This window comes from Candidatus Scalindua japonica (assembly GCF_002443295.1).
Lineage (GTDB): Bacteria > Planctomycetota > Brocadiia > Brocadiales > Scalinduaceae > Scalindua > Scalindua japonica.
On the sequence record NZ_BAOS01000045.1, the window covers coordinates 141,263 to 163,780 of the forward strand.

Sequence of the window (22,518 nt, forward strand, 5' to 3'; positions counted from 1 at the left end):
AAAGAATGACACATAAAGATACTACAAATAGTAACGCTGGAGACTTGCAGACCACTGTGTACTCACCGGAATCACAAATGCATACCCCTGACCGGCTGATACGTTCTATGTTCAATGGGCTTCTGGATTCACGCGAATTGGCATGGAGACTTTTTGTGCGGGATATTTCTGCCAGATACAGGCAGAGCATACTTGGTATATTCTGGGCGTTTCTTCCGCCTCTTGTTACAGGGTTGGTATTTATTATTTTACAGTCAAAGAGAGTGGTCAATCTCGGTGAGACTGACATCCCATATCCGGTGTATGTTCTGGTTGGGACAACACTCTGGCAGGTGTTTACTGAGGGTCTTAACGCGCCCTTAAAGTCTGTTATTGCGGCGAAACCGATGCTTGCTAAAATCAATTTCCCCAGAGAGGCGCTGATTGTATCAGCGTTTTATGATGTCTTATTTAATTTTCTTATTAAATCGGTAATTCTTGTGGGGATATTTGTATACTTTAAGGTAGCAGTTACATGGGGGCTGTTATTGGCACCGATGGCGATACTTATATTAATCCTGTTAGGTATCTCTATCGGATTATTACTTACCCCTTTAGGTACATTATATTCAGACATTACACAGGGATTAATCGTTGTGACATCATTCTGGTTCTTTATTACGCCTGTTATTTACCCACCACCTCAATCGTTTCCTTATTCATTAATGTCAACTCTTAACCCGGTGAGTCCCATACTCATGGGGGCTAGAGATTTGTTGACAAAAGGTGTCATTACCAATATAGGACCGTTTCTGGTTGTCAGTTTACTAACAATCATAACTCTGTTTATCGCCTGGATGATTTATCGCGTAGCACTCCCCATCCTCATCGAAAGAATGAGTGCCTGAAAAATAATGGAGACAGGAAAGAGATATTTTAGCATCTTTTCGGATATTTCGCGGTTAGATAGTATTTTCCGATGATTACTAAGTATTCACTGCTCTAACGAATAAGGTTAGATTGTGTGAGGGACGAACCACAATCTGAACCGTTTGTTGGACAAGCCCGTTGTTTGGGTGCTAAACATTGTATAAGAAAATATCTTATGAAGATTACTTCTCTTTTTTACCGCAGAAGCTATGAAGCCAAAGAAGTGGATTTTTCAATTGCTGTCGTCATGCTTTAGGAGCTACAGAACATGGTTTTTCGGCCATTTTACCTCAAATTTGGGCAAACGGGGGCCATCTCGACCCGATAATGCCGTTTTTGCAAATCTTAGATGCATAGCGGATTCGATTACATAACCAGAACAGCCTCCTCTTTTGTTAACTTGTAGGGGAAAGACCTGGATTTGTGTGATGGAGGTATCATCGTTTTTATGATCTTCATTATTCCTCCACAGCATTTGCACGTAAGCTTTGGACGCTCTCTGAACCAGGCTGACGACTTATTCGGGTTGATACCGGTAAGGTACTGAAGCAATGCAATCAAGCGTTTGCTATTAGGGTGGAGGAAACCAAAGTTCCGTGTTCGCCTGAAACCTTTGGGTAGAACATGCTGGAGAATCAACCTGAGAAACTGCGGGCCGGGAAGTGTTCTTGTGAGCATTTTTTTGCTCTTACTATCCTGGTAACGAAAGGTCACCTGACCATCTTTGCACGTAATAATATCTTTCTCTTGAATGACCCCTTTGTAGAGATAACGACCAAGATAGACCAGTGCCTTTTCACCGTTGCCGACAAATTTGCAATCGACGACCCATGTTTTGGGATAATTAACTGGAAGCGTAAGAGCCGCTTTGTTCACGGCATCGAGCATTTTTGCTCGAAACACTTTAGCCAGCGCTTTGTGATTGAAAAGGTACCGCGTCTTTCCTTCGCTTTTTTTGAAGCTCCAAAGCTTTTTCTTCTGATTGATGGCCCCGGCTGGCATTACCAGATGGATATGCGGGTGGTAATCGAGAGAGCGAGAGTGGGTGTGCAAAACAGTGATGGCTCCAGCGTTTCCTTGTAATACGCTGTCATTTTGGACAAAGGTTTTTACGGTTTCCCAACAACACTGTATCATTATCGAGTAAAGCAAGCGTTGATGCTGCCATGCTAATGATCGAAGCTCTTTGGGTATAGTAAAGGTGAGCATAAAATAGTCAGCAGGCACTTCTTTTTTCAGTTGACGCTCCAACCACTGCTGACACTCATGACTCTGACAATGAGGACAATTGCGGTTACCGCAGGAGTGCGGTACAAAAACCTGTTTTTCACAGTCATTACATTGGACCAGCATGACGCGGCTTTGCGTAGTGCGACAATCCTTCATGGCTGCCAGGGCTTTGAATTGACTTGGCAGGATCGAACCATGATAAAGAGTGATAAAGTCAGCAATGAAGGTCTCAATTATAGAGGAGAGAGATATCATATAACATTCCCCCATTCTATGGAAAAACCATTCATCAAATCATTAATTAATTGCAAGGCATTACGATTTGTATGAGAGGTCAGGTGGGTATATTTGGCAGTGGTTAAAATACTGTGGTGGCCGAGGATTTTTTGTACTTCAAGCAGATCAACACCCGCCTCAATCAGATGGGTTGCGTAGCTGTGTCGCAGACTGTGTGGTGTAATTTTTTTTTAATTCCACACTCCCGGGCTACCTTACGCAGAGTGGCCTGAACGCCATTTCTATTCAGAGGTGTTTTTGCCAGGTGGGCTGATTTCAAGCCACCATGACGGCCTGGAAATAGAAAGACAGGATTGCGATGAACAAGCCAAAAACGGCGTAAGAGATTCAGGGTTACCTTTGGCAGGGGTACGAAACGGTCTTTATTGCCTTTGCTATCGCGGATATGCACCCGCATTCGCTGAGAATCGACATCGCTAACCTCAAGACGTAGTCCTTCACCCAGGCGGAGACCAAGACTGTAAAGAACAAAGTAGAAGGCCCGGTAACTGAGTTTTCTCGTCACCTGGAAAAGTTGGTGGGCTTCATTAATGGTGACAATATCGGGCAAACGTTGCGTTTTGGGTGGTTTAATAAGATTTACTTGCTCCCAACGCTTATGAAGCACATGAGTGTAGAAAAACTTTAGTCCGTAGAGGTCTAATTTGACTGCGCTCCATGAATGGGTATTGAGGAGATTGGAAAAATAGTCAAGTAGTTGCTGTTCAGATAGATCGTGTATCTGATTGTCAAAATAATCACCGATCCGTCGGATGGCACGTGAATAAGCCTCGATTGTTTTTGGCCGGAGTCCTTTCAAGCGTAGGTGCTTTAGATGCGTTTGGTAATTTTTGTTGAAATCGGATTGAGATAATGTTTTCATAGACCTGTAACCTCCTATTTGTTAATAGATTCACCCTCCCGTTGAGGGTGTGAGGTTACATTATATAATAAATTTCCGATTTTGTTCTCCGCGATAGCGGCTTCGTCCAACTACGATAATACTCTGCTCTTTTAATACACTTGACCAATAACAAATAACATTGGATAAGTGACAAATAAGTAATAGACAGATTGCCTTAATCACAAATCAAGGTTTGACCCCAGACATGCAGACCATCGACAAACAAATAAATATGGTACTATTTGTAAATGCGGCTGGATAAACAAGAAAGAATCGCCCTTAAGAACGCTTTAACAGATTTCAGTGGTACTGTATACCTTTTTGGCTCAAGGCTTGATGATGCAAAAAATGGTGGAGATATAGATATATAATTACTACCTGAGCATGGTGAGAAGGTCAACTCTTTAAAGCTCTCTTTAGAGGTCCAAACTAAATTCTTTTCTGTTTGTGAACAGAATATCGATGTTGTTGTTTACCGCAACAATCCTTTTTGTGAAGAAATAATTAAAAATGCAGAAAAGCTTGATATTGCGGGAATTTGAAGATCTGAAAAAGAGTTTTATGGTAGAATGTTCTAAACCACAGAATACACGGAATATGCTAAAAGGTAATAAATGAATTGGATACCCAGATTGAATTAACATCAATACTGAAGTATATTAATAGGGACTTGATATGATACATACTCTTTTTAGTTCTTAGTTCTTGGTGCCTAGTGCTTTGTTCTTGGTGCCTAGTTCTTGGTGCTTTGTGCCTAGTGCTTGGTGCTTTGTAAGAAAAAAAGCAAATCAAAATTAAACTAAACATAGGGAGAAATAGAGTTAAAAATTATGGGTATTGCAGCTAGCAATAAAGAGAACTTAGCGTGATAATTGATGAACCATCCCCTAAACTAAATGCTTATATTAATTCCATAGGCACCTTTATAAAGTATGTAAAGCAACAAAGAACCAAGAACCAAGCACCAAGCACTAAGCACCAAGCACAAAGCACAAAGAACTAAAAACAAAGCACTAAAAAAATGAAAGATTTAGGCTCTGGACTCATTGCGCGAGACAGCGCCACAAGATCTGAGGAAAGATGAATTCCGGGTGGTTGAAATCCGTCAAACAATACTTTTTTAAATGAAGGAGAAAAGTCATGAAGAAATTAACAATAGCGCTTCCCGACAATATTTTGGATGGTTTAGAAGGAGAGAAAGATATGGTCTTGGAAGAGGCACTACTTGAAGGAATTCGATTTCTCAAAAGAAAGAGAGCCTTAAACAAGTATTGCGATGGGAAGATATCCTTTGGACGGGCCTCAGAGTTGGCTGGTATTCCTGAAGATGAACTTGCCATGCAAGCATTTTCTCTTGGCATCGAACCTTCAATCAGCGAAAATACTTTAAAAGAAGAGCTTGGTATTGAATGATCGTTGTTTGTAATAGCGGATCTCTAATAGCCTTGGGTAAGTTGAATTTGTTAATTCTTCTAAAAAAACTCTATGGGACAATTTATATCCCAGAGTCTGTTTACCATGAGGTGGTAACATCAGGGATAAGAAGAGGTAAGCTTGATTCTCTGAATATCAAATTATTTGTGGAAAGATATGGTGACGTGATTGATGTTAAAAAGGTACATCAGCCAGAGAACATTGAACTGGGAAAAGGAGAATCAGATGCCATTGGGTTTGCTTTAGAAATAAATGGAGATTTTGTACTTATAGATGAAGAACTGGCAAGAACCGAGGCTAGGAGAGTCGGAGTAAAAGTTAAAGGCACTCTCGGCATTTTATTAGAAGCATACAGAAAGGATATACTTTTACTCGAAGATTTAGAATATACAATAGAACAGATTAAGGTAAGGAAAGACATCTGGGTCAGTAGGAAGTTATGTGACGATGTGTTAGAAAAAATACGTGATATGTCTCGTTAACAACTTTTCTGAATATAAAGTCATTAGTAGTCTGAGGGAGATATTCTTGTCGTAATGTTTTCAATATCAACTCCAGGGAAAAGAACTACGATAGAATTAAATGATAATATTATTCTTTCTATGGATTCAGGCTTTAAGAAAGCTATAGGATTAACTGTGCTTTCTTATTCAAAGTTGTTACAGAAATAAATAAAACTAAATCTGAACCAGTTACCATGCAATATCAGGAAACAGCGATTAAAGATATTGTGAAAATCACCGATAAATATGATTCTTGATGTCAGAGCTGATACGTTGAAAATCCATTCAACCCATCTGGAAAAACTAAAGATACCTTCATAAAATATTAAAGCAACAAAGAACCAAGCACCAAGCACCAAGAACCAAGAACCAAGAACTAAGAACCAAGCACAAAGCACTAAAAACTAGGAACTAAGCACAAAGAAACAGCTAAAATTGGAATATTAATTTTCCAGACATGAATGATACGCGTATTTGCAGAGATAGGGGTATAATATGGAACAAATAAGAGTAAAGGATGAAGAATTGCAGATATTGAAATCAGGCATAGTTTTAAAAAAAAAATTACTGTCAGTAAAGGAGAGAAACTACCTTAAACGTCTAAAAGCTTTTGAAAGCAAGCACAAGATGAAAAGTGAAGCGTTCTATGACAAGTTCAATACTGGAAAGCTTGGAGATGATGAAGAGTGGTTTGATTGGCTTTTTGTTTATGAAGCCTATAATAAAATAATTGAGCAGAAGAAAATAATAGATGGACTCTCTTTATGACCATTTATTATTTTGAAAAGATCAAAAAGAGGATTACGGAGCTGGAATGGTTGATAGAGCGAGAAAGAATTGATACAGAATATGATGAAGATGCTGATATCAGTAAGATAGGCGGAAATATTGTGTTCATGGACGGTTCTGTTCTCCATTTTAAAGAAATATTCATTGGGCAGAAAATGCATTATAGATTTCACTATATGGATGAAAAGAATAACCTGATAACCAGATGGGACAATGCTCCACACCATAAAGAGTTAAGTACCTTTCCTCATCATGTACATTTGCCAGATGGTGTGAAGGAAAACAAATCCGTTAAACTTATCGATGTGCTTGATAAAATTGAGAATATTGTAATAGAGAATTTAGGGTAGTTTTTAGAGGAAAATTGATAGATAATGTTGGACTAACGACAAGTGACAAATAGCATCTCAGAAGGAACTTGAAAGTTTAACCGTATTGTATGTGGAAATAGAGTTAAAAATTATGGGTATTGCAGCTAGTAATAAAGAGAACTAAGAACTAAGAACTAAGAACTAAGCACAAAGCACAAAGCACAAAGCACAAAGAACAAAGCACAAAGCACTAAAAACTAAGCACTAAGTGCTAAAAAAAGAAAGAAAAGGAGGTCTTTCATGAAGATAACCCGCTTTGAAGATATAGAATCATGGCAGATGGCAAGAGAATTAACTCGACAAGTATATGATGTAACTAAAAGTCATAAATTTTCTAAAGATTTTGGATTAAAGGACCAGATTTGCAGAGCATCAGTTTCTGTAATGTCTAATATTGCGGAGGGTTTTGATTCTGGTTCCAGGGCAGAGTTTGCCAGATTTCTTTCCTATGCACAAAGATCGTGTTCAGAGGTACAATCACAGCTTTATGTTGCACTTGATCAGCATTACCTGGCAATAAAAACATTTGATGAGGTTTACATGTTAACGGGCAATGCAAGTTCTAAAATTGGCGCTTTCATAAAATACCTAAAGCAACAAAAAACCAAGACCCAATAACAAAGCACTAAGAACAAAGCACCAGGCACCAAGCACAAAGCACAAGGCACTAAGAACAAAGAACAAAGCACAAAGCACTAAGAACAAAGCACAAAGCACTAAAAAGATACAGGCTCTGAACTCATAAGGCGTAGCACCGGTCATTAAGATCTGCATAAGGAGGTAATCTGGGAGGTAAGTTATTTTTTATTGAAGGAAAAAGCTGTGTATCCTTCCTCTTTTTATCGTCTTTTGTTCCTTTAATAATTTTTGCACTGGGAGGAAAAAATGTTGGCTGAAAATGAATATACCGTAATAATGAGGAAAAGCAAATTAGAATATGTTGCAATATGCTTGGAATTAAATGTTTCGGCAAGTGGTGTTGATCTGGCTGATGCTGAAAAAAACTTAAAAAATGCAATAGAAATATATCTTGAAGACATCAAGGAACATCAGGAAACAGTTGTTGAGCCGATTACCGTTAAAGAATTGATAGAATTCTTACGGGATACAGAGCCTGAGTGGCATGGTAAATCAGGGGACACCTTGTATTTTAGGCCGTTTGAAGTGCACGAGGTTCCTGTTTATGTATAAGCTCCCATCGATGTCCAGCAAACAATTTATTAAATTGTTGGAAAGAGATGGAGCCGCCTTTGTAAGACAAAAGAGAACAGATCATGCCATTTACTCACGATACTATAATGATAGAAGATATTCTGCACCGGTATTAATGGGTAAAAAGACCCTTGATCCAAACTATTGTAAAAGAGTGTTTAGGCAATTAAAATTTAGTGATGAAGAAATTGCCAGGGTATTACAAAACAAGAACAAATAACTAAAATGACAATCATTTTCTCGTAATGTGGGTTATGGTCAAAGAATCTTAACCATTTATATGATACATACTCACTCATTTTAGTTCGTTGTGGCTGGTGCTTAGTGCTTGGTAAGAAAAAAGCAAATCAAAATTAAGCTAAACACAGAAAGAAAAGGAGGTCTTTCATGAAGATAACCCGCTTTGAAGATATAGGATCATGGCAGATGGCAAGAGAATTAACTCGACAAGTATACAAAGCACAAAGCACCAAGCACGAAGAACCAAGCACTAAGAACAAGGCACAAAGCACCAAGCACAAAGCACCAAGCACAAAGCACCAAGCACCAAGAACAAAGCACCAAGAACCAAGCACTAAACCCCAGTCTCTGGTATGACTGAAAAACGATACATAATTCCTTACAGTGGTTATGCCAGGAAAAGGCACTTTCACAAGACAACAAGAGGTAAAATAGTAGAATTTGTTGTACAATTAGAGGTTAACTATGGAGGTAAATGGAATGAAGTAGTCAGATACGATTGTGCTCATGGTTTTGCTCATCGAGATTATTATAATTTGCGTGGGAAACATACGAAAGAGGAATTAAATCTTCGATTTGAGGATGCTTTAACTTTAGCTGATGATGACATAGATGAGAACTGGGAAAATTATATGCAAAAGTATTTGGGAGAGAGAACATGAATATTATGGAAAAGAAAAACACTGATTTGATTAAAGAGTTTAACAGATATATGCGTGAGCATCCAGATATTGCTGAAAGTATTCCAAACAATGCCGTTATAATTATGCAATTAGAAGGAGATGAAGGTTTTAATAAATGGAGTAATAAGATGGCCAGAGAACATATGGAAAAAGATCAGTCTGTAGTATACATTAGAATAAAAAAGATAAAACCTCTCATTTCTCGCATTGAAGAGTTAGAAATTGAACCGCATGCAGTATACTGAAAGACATCTACTTTAGACAATAATTTTTTGGCGAAAGGTGAAAAGCAAAAAGGTCAATTCAGTTGTATAGAAGAAGAAAAGGAGGTCTTTCATGAAGATAATCCGCTTTGAAGATATAGGATCATGGCAGATGGCAAGAGAATTAACCCGACAAGTATACAAAGCACAAAGCACAAAGAACTAAGAACAACGAACCAAGAACCAAGCACCAGTAACTAAGAACTAAGAACAACGAACTAAGAACCAAGAACCAAGAACTAAAAACTATGAACGATAGCGAAGTATTAATAAAAGTCGAAAACGTCTCCAAAAAATTCTGCCGCAAGCTGAAACGCAGCCTCTGGTATGGTATGAAGGATTTAGGCTCTGAACTCATAGGGCGCAGCAATAGTCACAGAGATCTAAGGAAAGATGAATTCTGGGCGCTTGACGATGTCTCCTTTGAACTGAAACGTGGTGAGTGCCTTGGATTGATCGGTCCGAATGGGTCGGGGAAGAGTACTCTGCTTAAAATGCTGAACGGCCTCATCAAGCCGGATAAAGGTAAAATAACCATGCGTGGACGTGTGGGCGCCCTGATCGAACTGGGAGCAGGTTTTAATCCAATTCTGACAGGAAAGGAAAATATATATATCAATGGCTCTGTCCTCGGTTTTACGGAAGAGGAAATATCAAACAAATTTGAAAGTATACTTGAATTTGCGGAGATAGGTAAATTTATTGATACACCGGTCCAAAACTACAGTTCAGGAATGAAAGTACGACTTGGATTCGCGGTTGCAGCCCACATGGAGCCTGATATTTTGATAATTGATGAAGTGCTGGCAGTTGGAGATATAGGGTTTAGAATTAAATGTATGAATGCAATTGATAGAATATCCAGGAATGCTTCTATTGTATTTGTATCTCATTCAATGCCAGCAGTTTCCAGGATATGTTCAAGGGTTGTCGTATTAAATTTATCCAATATTGTCTTCCAGGGATATAATGTATCGAAGGGAATTGAGCAATATTATTCTATATTTCAACGTTCAAAAACTCAAATCTTAGGAAGAGGAAAAACGTCAATTCATGAAATCAAACTCTATTCTGATAATAAGAAGGAATCAGATAATTCAATATTTAAGATAAATTATTTAGATAATTTATATATAGAAATGAGTTTTTCAGTTCATCTTGAAATTAAACGTTGCTTGATTAATATTGCGTTTTTGAACCAGGAGATGATTCCAGTCGCCCAATGTTACTCTATAAACTCTGATTTAGAAATTGTCAATAACGGGGAAATATTAAGATTTCAAATAAAATTCCCAAAATTTCAACTCAATCCAGGTATTTATTCTATTGATGTTTCTATTGTAGAAGAATTGGAAAACGGTAAAATTGGGGAAATTCTCTCAAGATATGAGTCGATAAAAAATTTCCAGATAGTTGGTGATGTGGTAGGTTGGGCGTCAATTCAGTTCCAGGGAGAGTGGACTATTATATAAAATGAAGAAAATATAGTGCTGTTAAAACAGATTATTAAAACTTTGGATTATCAAAAAATAATTCCAGTGAAGGTTGGGAATTAAATAATGAGTCATTTCGGAATAGTTTTGTTAGCCTCAGAACGTTCTGGCAGTAATTTGTTAAGAACTTTATTTGGGAATCACAGTCAAATTATTGCTCCTGTGGCACCTCATTTTTTGAATGTGTTTTATCATTTCAGAACTTTCTATAGTTAAATTAAATTAATACTTAATAATATGCAGTCCAATACGGAAACATATTCTATCGGCGAAGGTGTTACTGATTTGTCAAACAATGAAACATTAGTAATGATTGATAATGTTGTATGTTTTCAAGTATTGACCTTATATACGAGTTGAGCGTACTTTCTATTGCTAGGTAAGTGGAGTGTAGATTAATTTTGACGAAACTCTTTTTTTTTATATTTAAAAAAATATAAATCATGGATTTAACACATTCCATTATAGATAAACAGTTTATATTTATCATCGGTTCTCCGAAAAGCGGTACGTCTTGGTTGCAGATGATGGTTGGTGCACACCCTATGGTATGTACAACAGTAGAATTGACATTGTTTAATAATTATACAGCACCTTGGATTCGTGCTTGGGATCGTGAAGCTTCAAATATCGAAAAAGGGCGATGGTATCAGGGGCTGCCATTTCTTTGGACGAAAGACGAATTCTACGATTTTCTTAGGGCCTTTCTTTCTCGGGTTTATGAAAAGGTTGTTGCTACTAACCCGCAGGCAACACATGTGCTTGATAAGCACCCTGGATATTCCATGTTTGTAGAAGACATTTACAAGCTTTTACCAAACGCACAGTTTATACACATCATCAGAGATGGACGTGACGTGGCTATGTCAATGGTGGCTGCTTGTAGGGAAATTGGGTATGGGACTTCTACTATTCAAGGGTCTGCTGAGAGTTGGCAGAATAATGTTAAGGCAGCACTAAACGCCAGGCAGTATGGTGATCACTACCTGGAGGTAAGATATGAAGATCTTTTGGCTTCTGGAGTAAAAACTCTCAAGACCGTATTTGATTTCTGTGGTTTGCCTGCAAGTAATAAGGAGGTATCCTCCATTGTTGAAGCTCATCAATTTGAAAAGATGAAGGCAAAGAGACAATCTGCCGATATGAGAGTTAAGACAAATCCGGCTTTTTATCGAAAAGGAAAAACTGATAGTTGGCGAGAAGATATGAGGCCAATACAAAAATATGTGTTTGATGAAGTTGCAGGTCAATGTTTGTGCGAACTTGGATATGCAGAGGATGGCTGGTGGGCTGAGTCCCTGGTCCAAAAATTTACGTTACCCCTGCTTGCTATTATTACGAGTCGTAGGAACAAACAAGAAAGAGTTGTTCGCTGGATAAAGGTCCTTTTAGGCACAACAATATGCGGATACATCAAAATAATGTTTTCAAGGAATAGAAGAATGTAATTTCAGATATCAGGCAATAAAGTTGGATAGGAACTTGAGATGGTAAAACGGTTTGTGGAAAAGCGTAAATATGGTTGCAAGATTTATCTAAATGGATCGTTACCGAATACATTTGCAATGTTGTTTGGCTGCTATTATGCTGTCATGGCAGGCCACAAAGAGGAATTCGGTAAGCTAAACTACACGTATAATGATCGTTTTTTTGACCAACTTTTGAATTCTCGATTACCCTCTGAACAGTTAATAGAGTTGGGTGTGAGTGATTAATTTAGTGAGAATATCTTATGGTTAGAAAAACAGGCTCTTCATAAGAATCTGTGGGTAAGAATAATTAAATTATTATTTTTTTGAAGAAGGGCTCACCAAAAGGAATTTCTTTTATTCCCTCATCCGCCGTCCACCCCAGCGTTCAGTGAGGGTGGGCGGCTCCGAAGGGAATAAAAGAAATATTTTTTAATAAAATATCTGGAGAGCTTAAACCAACTTCAAATTAACCACTACTTATATTAAATATAACAGAGGGTTAACACAACACTTACGTGTGCCTGGCTAATAAGTTTATCCACAGATTCTGATGAGCAGGCGAAAAACAAGAACTTTTATAAAAAATTGGCGTTTTTTAAACGCATTTATAGTTTTCTCTTTGAATTAGCTAAGCTTATCTTTACAAATTACAGAGATCTTTTTGATTTGAAATATAATAATAACAAAGAATTAGTTTAAATATCATATGATAAAGTGAAATGACGAAATTGCCTTTATGAAATTAGCAATTATGCAACCTTATCTCTTTCCGTACGTTGGATATTTCCAGCTTATAAATGCTGTTGATACTTTTGTTATTTATGATGATGTTAATTATATAAAACAGGGATGGATTAATAGAAATTATATTCTTATTAATGGCAAAAAACATTTAATTTCTTTGGGCGTTAATGGAGCAAGCAGTTTTAAGCTAATTAATGAAATTAAGATTGGAACTAATAGAGATAAATTAGTAAAAACAATATTTCAATCATACATAAAGGCTCCGTATTTTGAAGAAGTTTTTCCAGTTATAAAGGAGAGTTTACTTTTTCAAGATGATAATCTTGCGAAATATATAACCAATAATCTGAAAAAAATAGCAGATATTTTAAATATAAAAACTGAATTTATAGTTTCTTCTGGGTTAGAAAATGATAAAAATTTAAAAGGGCAAGATAAAGTCTTGGATATTTGTAAGATGCTAAAAACTAGTACTTACATTAATGCTACAGGTGGTTATGAGTTATATTCTAGAGAAAAATTTAAAAAAAATCATATCGATCTTTATTTTATTAAGGCAAAAAAAATAACTTATAAACAATTTAACAATGATTTTGTACCAAATTTATCAATTATAGATTTGCTGATGTTTAATTCAAGAAGTGAAGTACAAAGACTATTAAATGAATACGAGTTAGTTTGATGAAAGAAATTGGAGGTTTTTTTGGATTAGAACTTAATAGGGGAAAAGAATGCCATTCCAAAGCTATAAGACTAAATAGTGGCCGGAAGGCTCTTTGGTATTTTATAAAAGTTGCGAAGCCTAAGAGAATTTATCTGCCATATTATATTTGTGATAGTGTGATTTCACATATTCAAAGAGAAAATGTCTCTATTGGTTTTTATCATATTAACAATTATTTTGAGCCTTTAATTGATGGTGTTATTTCTTCAAATAATTTTATGCTTTATGTAAATTATTTTGGTATTAATGAAAAAAATATTCACAAGTTAGCAGCAAATCATAAATATTTGATAATAGATAATTCTCAGGCTTTTTTTTCTAAACCGATAGAAAATTTATGTACATTTTACTCACCGAGAAAGTTCTTTGGTGTTCCCGATGGAGGGTATTTATATATCGATGAAATTCTGGAAGAATCGTTAGAAAATGATATATCGTACAATAAGTGTGAACATTTATTGAAGAGATTGGATGTAGGTGCCAGTACGAGCTATGAAATATATAAAAATAATGAAGAATTATTAGAGGATGCACCAATCAAAAGGATGTCAAAGCTTACACAGAGTTTACTTGCCTCGATTGATTATGCTCAAGCTAAGTCCGCTAGGGAAAGAAACTTCTTGTCCTTTCATAAGGTTTTTTCAAGTTTGAATGAGTTGGAACTATCCGTTGAAAATTTAAATGGACCAATGGTTTATCCACTTTTAATCTCAAAAGATGGTTTAAAAGAGTATTTGATCAAGAATGGTATTTACGTTGCGACATATTGGAAGGAGGTTTTAGAAAGGGTAAAGAAGAGTAGTTTAGAATACAAGTTTACAGAATTTCTAATTCCTTTACCCATAGATCAAAGATATGGATCGAGTGATGTGAATAAAATTATTGATATGGTAATAAACTTTGTCTGAAATAGATTTATTAAAGAGCAATACTAATATTAAAATTAATGTAATTTTACTTCATAAATTATGTGATTAAGTTGACAAGTAAAATATAAAGATGAAAAGGAGAAACAAGCATCAAAAAAATGAAAACCTAGAGATTATATTAAAGGAAATTAACAGCATCTTATGTCCGATTGAGGATAAAATCATAGAAAACTATAGAATGCCAGAATATCCAATAGTTTTAATCACTGGATGCGCAAGATCAGGTTCTACACTATTATTGCAGTGGCTAGCAGGTTTAGGGTATTTTTGTTACCCATCAAATATACTATCGAGGTTTTATGGTGCTCCGTGTATAGGTGCTAAAATTCAATTGATGCTGACAAAATATGACTTTAATAATGAAATATTCGATTTTAATGAGGAAGTTCCTTTTGAATCTGTTCTTGGTAAAACTAAGGGAGCTTTAGCTCCCAATGAATTCTGGTATTTCTGGAGACGTTTTTTCCCATATGGAGAAATTCAATATCTGGACGAACAATCTTTGAAACAGGTTGACGCTGACAAATTTGTAGCCGAGCTAGCAGCCGTTGAGGCAGTATTCAATAAACCTGTTGCTTTAAAAGGTTTGATCATAAATTGGAATATCCCTTATGTCTCCAGCATATTTGATAAGATTTTATTCATCAATGTTAAGCGTCATCCGTTTTATAGCATTCAATCACTATTAGACGCCAGAGTCAAGTATTACGGTAATCGAAAGGCATGGTATTCGTTCAAACCGAGAGAATATGAGGGACTCAAAGACCTTGAACCGTGCAGACAGGTTGCGGGACAAGTGTTTCATACGAATTGTGCTATCGAAAAAGGGCTTAGCCAAATTGATGCTAAACGATGTCTGAACGTCAACTATGAAGAGTTTTGTATGGACCCAGAGAAAATTTTTCAACAGATTGTTAATAAATTAGCAGATCAGGGTTACAGGGCAGATTGGCGTTATACAGGACAGGATAGTTTTCAACCCACAAATCAGATTCGATTGCCAGAAGAGGAAGGCGAAAAAGTCATTGAATCTTACAAGTTTTTTTCAGGTGAGGAGTTAGTATTATGAACAAAAAACGATTAGATGATTTTGCTAACTTTAATGGAGAGCCTACTTTCAATGAAGTGCATCATGTTCGTTGTAGAACATTGGTAATCACCAAAAGTTTTAGAAGTATATCAATAATATACTCAATCGACGTTGGTTGACTAGCCTAGGTCACTATATGCAGGGATTATATTTAGATCGGAATCAAATAGGGATCGTGACTCATAATGGTTTTTCTTTATACTCACATATAGAAAACCACAGACCATTGAGTGCCTTATCACATGTTTTGTTATTGAGAGTATCGTTCAAAAATTAAGGCTGCCTATAAAATTTTCAGAGATAATATAAGCATGTGAGAAATAAGCAGGTGGCATTCTGTTTCTTAAACAGAAAATTAATTGAAATAATAATGTGAATTTTAAAATACATAACAAAGATGAAAATACTCACATTCTCAAAGAAAGATTATAATAAAACTATTTTAATATCAAGTATGGGAAGAAGTGGCAGCACACTCTTAAATAATTTACTTAATTGTAACTCTGACTTTAGAGGGATTTTTGAACCATTTTTCCCTGAAAAAGTCGCACTTGCAAAACCATTTATTTATCCCTTATACATAAGACCTGAAAATAAAGACAGGAAATATTTAGTTCCAGCCAGAAAAATACTAACAGGAACTGTAAAAAATCAATGGACAGAAGAACTCAACACAAATCAATCATCAAAAAAATTATTAATTAAGGATATTAGGATTAATCTTTTTTTAAAATGGATAAACACTCACTTTCCGAATATAGAAATAATTTTACTTATGAGGAATCCATTTGCTGTAGCGGACTCATGGATAAATGCTAACTTTGGAGATGGTTCTCGTTCCAGATCTAGAATTATAGCGCAAAAAGAATTAATCAATGACTTCTTGCAACCATTTAAGCATGATTATCTTGCTATTGACGATGCATATTTAAGAGCGATTTTTTTTTGGTGTATTTATTATTATGTTCCATTGAAACAATTCAATCCGAAAGACATATCAATCATATGTTATGAAAACTTAATTACAAACTTAGACGAGGAATTGAGATATATTATAAATAACTTACATATAGAAATTGATTTCAAACATGCAAATCAAGTTCTAAATAAACCCACCCACACAACGAGAAAGAGCAGTGATTTATTAAAGCCTTCAAATACAATACGTTCATGGGCAAATCTGATAAGCAATTCAACTATTGACAGGGGTTATGAAATAATGAGTCTATTTAATATGGAGAATTTTTACAGGAACGACGGAACGCCTGACAAGCATGCAATTGTACATTATTTACAATAATGATTTTTTATACAAAGAAAGCTTGGTCTGAAGCAGGCATTACTCAACTTCAAGTAAAGGAAAATTATTAGCAGGAGTCAAAGTCAAAACTTCTACTGGCAAATAAAAAAATATTTTGAAGGTTCAGATGCTTTTAAGAAATTATCAAAAGCGGATATAAACATATGATTAAAACAGTAAAAAATCTGGCAATCTTCGGTGGTAAGCCGGCTTTCAACGAAGTGCTTCATGTTGGTTGTCCAAACATTGGTAACCGTCAAAGGTTTTTGAAGTATATCAACGATATACTCGATCAGCGTTGGTTGACTAACAGAGGTCACTATGTGCGAGAATTTGAGCAAAAAATAGCTGATCTGATTGGTGTAAAACACTGTATTGCAATGTGCAATGGTACGGTGGCATTGGAGATTGCAATCAGGGCTTTAGACCTCAGGGGGGAGGTTATTATTCCTTCCTTTACTTTCATCGCTACGGCCCATGCATTACAGTGGCAGGAAATAACGCCGGTGTTCTGTGACATAGACCCTGACTCTCATAATATTGATCCGGGCCGAGTTGAAGAATTGATCACACCTCGTACAACCGGCATCATCGGTGTACATATCTGGGGACGTCCTTGTGATGTAAAAGCTTTAGCAGAGATTGCGCAAAGAAGGAATCTGAAGCTGTTGTATGATGCGGCCCATGCGTTTGCATGCTCGCACAGCGGGCAGAAGATTGGCAACTTTGGTGATGCGGAGGTATTCAGCTTCCATGCAACTAAGTTTTTCAACTCTCTTGAGGGAGGGGCCGTTGTAACGAATAATGATGAATTAGCAACTAAGATCAGGCTGATGAAGAATTTTGGTTTTGATGGGATGGACAATGTGACTTATATCGGAACAAATGGTAAGATGAACGAGGTATCTGCAGCGATGGGTTTGGTTTCATTGGAAAGTTTAGACGAATTCATTAACATAAACCGGCAAAACTATGATTTGTACCACAATTATTTGTCTTGTATCTCAGGAATCAACCTGCAACGCTATGATGAAAGTGAGGATAATAATTTCCATTATATAATTATGGAAATAGATATTGATAAGATAGAAATTAGTCGTGACCAGTTGATGAATATTCTCCATGCTGAAAATGTTAGAGTGCGGCGTTATTTCTATCCAAGCTGTCACCGGATGGAACCATACCGCTCATATTATCCGACTGCGGGTTTACTATTACCTGAGACAGAGAAACTTTCTGAACGTGTACTGTGCTTGCCTACTGGATCAGCTGTTCGACCCGAAGACATAAAAGAAATCTGTCAAATTATTGGATTTGCTGTGGAACATGGTGATGAAATAAGCTCAAGGTTAACGGAAAGGCAGGAATGAATAGACTTGGATAGAGGTGATGAGGTATGAAAGTCAGTGTTTGTATGCTAACGTATAACCATGAGAAATTCATATCTCAGGCAATTGAAAGTGTACTGATGCAAAAAACTGATTTTGACTATGAATTGCTGATAGGAGAAGATGATTCATCAGACAATACCAGGGAGATTGTAAAAGAATATGCTGAAAAATACCCTGATAAAATTCGATTGTTTTTAAATGATAGAAGGAATGTTATCTTCATCAATGGAAAGCCCACAGGAAGGTGGAACTTCATTAATAACCTTAAACATGCAAGTGGAGAATATGTTGCTTTGCTTGATGGTGATGACTACTGGACAGATGAGTACAAGCTACAGAAACAGGTTGATTATTTGGATAATAACCCAGAAATTACAATTTGTTTCCATAAATTGACGATGATTTTTGAAAATGGAAAAAAAGAATCAGAAGCTTATCCTTCTCCCCAAGTAAAAAAAAGTTACACCATCGAAGACTTGATTAAAGGGAATTTCATTGGTTCATGCTCCACTATGTTTCGTAATGGCTTAATTCTTGAATTTCCAGACTGGTTTTATCAAACACCATTAGGTGATTGGCCATTACACATTCTAAATGCACACCATGGAAAAATTGGATGTATTACTCAAGATATGGGTGTTTACAGAATCCATAGTGGTGGTTTGTGGTATTCAAAAGGACTTGCCGAAAATTATTTAGGAGAAATCAAGTCATATAGAATTTTTTTTAAGCACCTTGATCGAAAATATGGAGAATTGATCAAATCTGGAATTTCTCATCGTTATTATTTGTTATATGAACTATACAAACAGAAGAACGACCGGTCAGGTGCCGTTTTATATCTTTTTAAATGTTTTAAGGCATATCCCGGTAATCCTGTTTTACCTTATCGTAAACTAATACGTGAAGTTTTAGATTTGTTTCCACCGGGAGTTATAAAGATATTGACTCTATTGAAAAAGCAGTTATACCTCGATCGTTAGTTTACCATACTTTTTTTTGTTACGGCAGAGGCTTTTAAAAATTATTTTCTTGATATACAATCAAGGTTTACTTTTGATTAATTTGGACAGACATGAAAAATAGTCTATCATAAATTAACCCGTCATAATAATTAATTAAAGATATTTTTGTCTTATTGGATGAATAGTTATACAGCTATATGAGAACTTATTACTAAATCTATTTTGCACTTAATACCAATAAAAGAAGTTGTTGTTCAGGATAATGCCTAAAAAAATTCTATTCATTAGTCATGATGCTTCACGGACAGGTGCTCCAATCATTTTGTTGAACTTTTTAAGATGGTTTCAGGATAATACCAATATTCCTTTTAGGATTATTCTAAGAGAAGATGGCGAACTAAAACCTGAATTCCAAGCATTGGCTCCAGTCAATATTTTTAATATTAAAAATATCCCCAACGATGGTTTAATTAAAAAAATTTTTTTCATCCCCGCATCCAGGCATTAAAAAATCGGTTTTGTCGAAAACGTCTTAAAAAGCAACTTAGTGATGACAATATAGGTCTTATTTATTCAAACACCATTACAAATGGTGAGATTCTGAGATTTCTGCTTGATCTAAATTGTCCTGTTATTACTCATGTTCATGAACTTGAATATGCGATACGCCAAGCTCAATCAAATACGTTTGAGAGTAACAAACGGCACTATATTGCCGTGTCACAAGCCGTTAAAAACAATCTAGTGCAAAAACACCAGATTCCGGAAAATGAAATAGATATGGTTCATGGATTTGTTCCAGGTTCAGTCTTAAGCATCAAACCGGATAATGCTGGTCAGATACGGAAATTACTTGATATTCCGGAAACCGCTTTTATTGTTGGCGGCTCCGGTATGACAACCTGGGCAAAAGGTAAGACACTTTTTGTTCAACTTGCATTTGATGTTATTAGAAGGCTTCAGGATAGGTGTGTACATTTTGTATGGGTGGGTGGGGGCGGGCGGAATGGTATCGATTACTACCAGATTCAGCACGACATCAATCACGCTGGTTTATCAGAGCGAGTACATATAATACCTCATGTGTCAAATCCCATTGATTACTACGCCGACTTTAATGTTTTTGCCATGATTTCACGTGAAGATTCATATCCATTAGTAAACCTTGAAGTTGCAGCCCTTGGAAAACCCATCATCTGCTTTGATAAAGCGGGAGGTACTCCTGAATTTGTTGAGGATGATGCAGGTTTTGTTGTGCCATATCTCGATATTCATGCAATGGCTGACAAAGTTATTATTCTGGCCAATGATGACGGATTAAGAAAAAAACTTGGATGCAGGGCTTCTGAAAAAGTTAGAGAGAAAAATGATATAGAAGTCTGTGCTCCAAAAATCCTAGATATTATTGATAGATTTATTTAAAAATAATAAGACTTTCTCTTCCGTGACTGATGTCAAAAATTAACTGGACAAATACATTCGCTTGAGAAAAATAATAACAACTTTGGCCTTTCTGAATAATGTGATTGTTGTGTTGATCCGCATAGAAGCTCGTTGCAATCCATAAGTTGTGAATATAACAAATGCATTTCTCTTATACAATTATTGAATTAATGTGTACCTAATATGGATCCACAAATTAAACCTCTGGTTTCTATAGCAATTCTAACTAAAAATGGCGGTAGTGACTTCGAATCATGTCTAATTGCAATTTACTCACAGCTAACTGATTTTAAATTTGAAGTTATAATCGTTGATTCCGGATCAACGGATGGTACACTTAGATATTTGAACAGATATCCTGTCAGACTATATAAGATAAAGCCATATGAATTCAGTTTTGGTCCAACCAGGGATTATGCCTTCAGCCTCGCAAATGGTAAATACATTGTAACTCTATCACAGGATGTTATTCCCGCAAATAGAGAATGGTTAAGTAAACTTGTTAAACCGTTAATCCAGAGTGAAGCAGATGCTGTCCAGGGAAGAACAATTCTTCCACGTGATAAAACAGTTTTCTACTGGGAAAAAAAAGGGTTATTTTATTTTACCAGTGAAGGGGATGAGTTTATTAGAAACTACGGGAATATAGGTGTATCTTTCTGTAGCTTTGCTATCAAACGTAACGCATGGTCGAAAACTCGTTTTGGTGATGCCGTGATGTGTGAAGATAAGGTTATACAAAGAAAATTAGGTGATAAAGGTTACAAAATAACAAATGCGAAGGATTCAATAGCTTATCATGGCCACAATTATAACTTGAAATCTCTAATAAATCGTTGTGAAAATGAGGGTCTTGGCTGGAGATATGCGGGAGTAAGATACCCGTTTTCCCAGATGATTGGCGACGTAATACAAAAGAGATGGGTTTATAAGATTTTGATAAAAGGTTTGTTAAAGAGAGAGATAAAAACCCTAGCGGAAACCTTGTTTTTGCTGATACGACCAATATCTTTATTTAAAGGAAATAGATTTAATAAAGTTCTTAAGTCATGAATATAAGCATAATCGTATGCACATATAATCGCGTTGATAGTTTAAATAGGACATTGCAGAGTATTAAAGCAATGACTGTATCAGATGATATAGAATGGGAATTGCTTATTGTTGACAATAATTCAACCGACAATACAAGAAAAGTTGTTGATGAATTTATAAGTACTTCCGGGTTAAATTGCAGGTATATTCTTGAGGAGAATCAAGGACACTCTCATGCAAGAAACAGAGGAATTAATGAATCTTGTGGCGAAATCATTGCCTATACGGATGATGACGTAATTGTTGACAAATACTGGTTGCAGAATATTGATAATGTTTTTAAAGAGAACAGCATTTCCTGTGTGGGTGGTAAGATATTGCCTATCTGGGAGATATCCTGTCCTGAATGGCTTGACAACAATCATGATTTTTATGGTAATTTAGCATTGCTCGATTACGGAGATAGCCCGTTTTATCTGGATAAACCGAAAATATGGGGAGCAAACTTTGTTGTCAAAAAGATAATGTTTGAAAAATATGGAACCTTTAACACCTCGCTGGGGAGGATATTCGGAAAGTTGTGCTCATTCGATGAAACAGATTTCCTCCAAAGATTGATTGAAAATGGAGAGAAGATTTTGTATACACCAAATTTAATTGTACATCACTGTATCCCTGCTAAACGTATGCGTAAATCTTACTTTCGCAAATGGCGATTTGATAATAGTGAGATGTCGGCACTTCTTAAGGGACCTTGCCATGATAGAAATATAATTGGAGTTCCTTTGTATATGATCAGGCAAACATTTATAATATTTTTTCAATGGATATTTACGCTTCCTCTTTCATGGTCAAGGCACTTCCGGAAAGAGTTAGAATTATTTGATAAAGTTGGTTTTATTTCCGGCTGTTTGAAGGTTAAGTGGAGCAGGAAATATAAATTATGAAGTTTCAGACATAATCACTCTCAAAAGATCAGTCTTATATTATCGTAGTCATTGATGCGGTGAGCTATGCAAAGTCATATTGTAAAACGAGCAAAGTTGGTTTTATTTCCGGATAATACTTCATATTTGTCTGAGACTTTTCAGGAGAGACATTTCTAGGATTTGTCTTCT

26 protein-coding genes and 1 pseudogene are annotated in these 22,518 nt (G+C 36.0%); 25 read left to right on the forward strand and 2 right to left on the reverse strand.

The window, feature by feature from the left end:
* Nucleotides 1-5: 5 nt before the first annotated feature.
* The gene (locus tag SCALIN_RS20780) at nt 6-887 is read left to right on the forward strand and encodes an ABC transporter permease (RefSeq protein WP_096896347.1); all 882 of its coding nucleotides are present in this window, start codon (nt 6-8) and stop codon (nt 885-887) included.
* Nucleotides 888-1,003: 116 nt separating this feature from the next.
* Nucleotides 1,004-1,165 (forward strand): hypothetical protein, encoded by a 162-nt coding sequence (locus SCALIN_RS22470; protein WP_162532141.1) that lies wholly within the window; start codon nt 1,004-1,006, stop codon nt 1,163-1,165.
* A gap of 110 nt (nt 1,166-1,275) precedes the next feature.
* Here the strand turns inward: SCALIN_RS22470 and SCALIN_RS20785 are convergent, their stop codons facing one another.
* Both SCALIN_RS20785 and SCALIN_RS20795 read right to left on the reverse strand, forming a co-directional pair.
* Nucleotides 1,276-2,394, reverse strand: a complete 1,119-nt coding sequence (locus SCALIN_RS20785) for an IS91 family transposase (RefSeq protein ID WP_096892569.1) — start codon at nt 2,392-2,394, stop codon at nt 1,276-1,278.
* Nucleotides 2,391-3,298 (reverse strand): annotated as a pseudogene (locus SCALIN_RS20795) (tyrosine-type recombinase/integrase). Before SCALIN_RS20795 ends, SCALIN_RS20785 begins: the two are co-directional and overlap by 4 nt.
* Before the next feature lie 269 nt (nt 3,299-3,567).
* Between SCALIN_RS20795 and SCALIN_RS23590 the strand changes: the two are divergent.
* The 23 genes from SCALIN_RS23590 to SCALIN_RS20910 all read left to right on the forward strand — a co-directional run bounded on the left by SCALIN_RS23590 (nt 3,568) and on the right by SCALIN_RS20910 (nt 22,347).
* The gene (locus tag SCALIN_RS23590) at nt 3,568-3,690 is read left to right on the forward strand and encodes a hypothetical protein (protein ID WP_261341060.1); all 123 of its coding nucleotides are present in this window, start codon (nt 3,568-3,570) and stop codon (nt 3,688-3,690) included.
* A 769-nt stretch (nt 3,691-4,459) separates the two neighbouring features.
* Nucleotides 4,460-4,732 (forward strand): antitoxin, encoded by a 273-nt coding sequence (locus SCALIN_RS20800; RefSeq protein WP_096896348.1) that lies wholly within the window; start codon nt 4,460-4,462, stop codon nt 4,730-4,732.
* A complete protein-coding gene (locus SCALIN_RS20805; protein ID WP_096896349.1) occupies nt 4,729-5,235 on the forward strand; it encodes a PIN domain-containing protein in 507 nt (168 codons plus the stop codon). The genes SCALIN_RS20800 and SCALIN_RS20805 overlap by 4 nt, the downstream gene beginning before the upstream one ends.
* A gap of 516 nt (nt 5,236-5,751) precedes the next feature.
* Nucleotides 5,752-6,024 carry a hypothetical protein gene (locus SCALIN_RS20810; RefSeq protein ID WP_096896350.1) on the forward strand — a complete coding sequence of 91 codons (273 nt, stop codon included), beginning with the start codon at nt 5,752-5,754 and terminating at the stop codon, nt 6,022-6,024.
* A complete protein-coding gene (locus SCALIN_RS20815) occupies nt 6,021-6,395 on the forward strand; it encodes a toxin-antitoxin system TumE family protein (protein WP_096896351.1) in 375 nt (124 codons plus the stop codon). Before SCALIN_RS20810 ends, SCALIN_RS20815 begins: the two co-directional genes overlap by 4 nt.
* 261 nt (nt 6,396-6,656) lie before the next feature.
* Nucleotides 6,657-7,034 (forward strand): four helix bundle protein, encoded by a 378-nt coding sequence (locus SCALIN_RS20820; RefSeq protein ID WP_096896352.1) that lies wholly within the window; start codon nt 6,657-6,659, stop codon nt 7,032-7,034.
* 267 nt (nt 7,035-7,301) lie between these two features.
* Entirely contained in the window at nt 7,302-7,607 is a 306-nt protein-coding gene (locus tag SCALIN_RS20825) for a type II toxin-antitoxin system HicB family antitoxin (RefSeq protein WP_096896353.1), read from the forward strand.
* Entirely contained in the window at nt 7,600-7,848 is a 249-nt protein-coding gene (locus SCALIN_RS20830; RefSeq protein ID WP_096896354.1) for a type II toxin-antitoxin system HicA family toxin, read from the forward strand. Before SCALIN_RS20825 ends, SCALIN_RS20830 begins: the two co-directional genes overlap by 8 nt.
* Nucleotides 7,849-8,221: 373 nt before the next feature.
* Nucleotides 8,222-8,530 carry a DUF7718 family protein gene (locus SCALIN_RS20840; RefSeq protein ID WP_096896356.1) on the forward strand — a complete coding sequence of 103 codons (309 nt, stop codon included), beginning with the start codon at nt 8,222-8,224 and terminating at the stop codon, nt 8,528-8,530.
* Nucleotides 8,527-8,796, forward strand: coding sequence for a DUF5647 family protein (locus SCALIN_RS20845; protein WP_096896357.1), 270 nt, complete (start codon nt 8,527-8,529; stop codon nt 8,794-8,796). Before SCALIN_RS20840 ends, SCALIN_RS20845 begins: the two co-directional genes overlap by 4 nt.
* A 266-nt stretch (nt 8,797-9,062) precedes the next feature.
* Nucleotides 9,063-10,286: an ABC transporter ATP-binding protein gene (locus tag SCALIN_RS20850; RefSeq protein ID WP_096896358.1), complete on the forward strand. Its 1,224-nt coding sequence runs from the start codon at nt 9,063-9,065 to the stop codon at nt 10,284-10,286.
* 464 nt (nt 10,287-10,750) lie between these two features.
* The gene (locus SCALIN_RS20855; RefSeq protein ID WP_096896359.1) at nt 10,751-11,755 is read left to right on the forward strand and encodes a sulfotransferase family protein; all 1,005 of its coding nucleotides are present in this window, start codon (nt 10,751-10,753) and stop codon (nt 11,753-11,755) included.
* Between the two features lie 39 nt (nt 11,756-11,794).
* A complete protein-coding gene (locus SCALIN_RS20860) occupies nt 11,795-12,022 on the forward strand; it encodes a hypothetical protein (RefSeq protein WP_096896360.1) in 228 nt (75 codons plus the stop codon).
* A gap of 493 nt (nt 12,023-12,515) precedes the next feature.
* Nucleotides 12,516-13,205: a WbqC family protein gene (locus tag SCALIN_RS20865; RefSeq protein WP_096896361.1), complete on the forward strand. Its 690-nt coding sequence runs from the start codon at nt 12,516-12,518 to the stop codon at nt 13,203-13,205.
* On the forward strand, nt 13,205-14,155 hold the full coding sequence (locus SCALIN_RS20870) for a hypothetical protein (RefSeq protein WP_096896362.1): 951 nt from the start codon (nt 13,205-13,207) through the stop codon (nt 14,153-14,155). The genes SCALIN_RS20865 and SCALIN_RS20870 overlap by 1 nt, the downstream gene beginning before the upstream one ends.
* A gap of 91 nt (nt 14,156-14,246) precedes the next feature.
* Nucleotides 14,247-15,245, forward strand: a complete 999-nt coding sequence (locus tag SCALIN_RS20875; RefSeq protein WP_096896363.1) for a sulfotransferase — start codon at nt 14,247-14,249, stop codon at nt 15,243-15,245.
* Nucleotides 15,246-15,663: 418 nt separating this feature from the next.
* Nucleotides 15,664-16,566 (forward strand): sulfotransferase, encoded by a 903-nt coding sequence (locus SCALIN_RS20880; protein ID WP_096896364.1) that lies wholly within the window; start codon nt 15,664-15,666, stop codon nt 16,564-16,566.
* A gap of 164 nt (nt 16,567-16,730) precedes the next feature.
* A complete protein-coding gene (locus tag SCALIN_RS20885; RefSeq protein ID WP_096896365.1) occupies nt 16,731-17,936 on the forward strand; it encodes an aminotransferase class I/II-fold pyridoxal phosphate-dependent enzyme in 1,206 nt (401 codons plus the stop codon).
* Between the two features lie 26 nt (nt 17,937-17,962).
* Nucleotides 17,963-18,940, forward strand: coding sequence for a glycosyltransferase (locus SCALIN_RS20890; protein WP_096896366.1), 978 nt, complete (start codon nt 17,963-17,965; stop codon nt 18,938-18,940).
* A 244-nt stretch (nt 18,941-19,184) separates the two neighbouring features.
* Nucleotides 19,185-19,430, forward strand: a complete 246-nt coding sequence (locus tag SCALIN_RS20895; protein ID WP_096896367.1) for a hypothetical protein — start codon at nt 19,185-19,187, stop codon at nt 19,428-19,430.
* Nucleotides 19,418-20,344 (forward strand): glycosyltransferase family 4 protein, encoded by a 927-nt coding sequence (locus SCALIN_RS20900; protein WP_478210005.1) that lies wholly within the window; start codon nt 19,418-19,420, stop codon nt 20,342-20,344. Before SCALIN_RS20895 ends, SCALIN_RS20900 begins: the two co-directional genes overlap by 13 nt.
* 204 nt (nt 20,345-20,548) lie before the next feature.
* Nucleotides 20,549-21,418 (forward strand): glycosyltransferase family 2 protein, encoded by an 870-nt coding sequence (locus SCALIN_RS20905; RefSeq protein ID WP_096896369.1) that lies wholly within the window; start codon nt 20,549-20,551, stop codon nt 21,416-21,418.
* The gene (locus tag SCALIN_RS20910) at nt 21,415-22,347 is read left to right on the forward strand and encodes a glycosyltransferase (protein WP_096896370.1); all 933 of its coding nucleotides are present in this window, start codon (nt 21,415-21,417) and stop codon (nt 22,345-22,347) included. The genes SCALIN_RS20905 and SCALIN_RS20910 overlap by 4 nt, the downstream gene beginning before the upstream one ends.
* Nucleotides 22,348-22,518 lie beyond the last annotated feature (171 nt).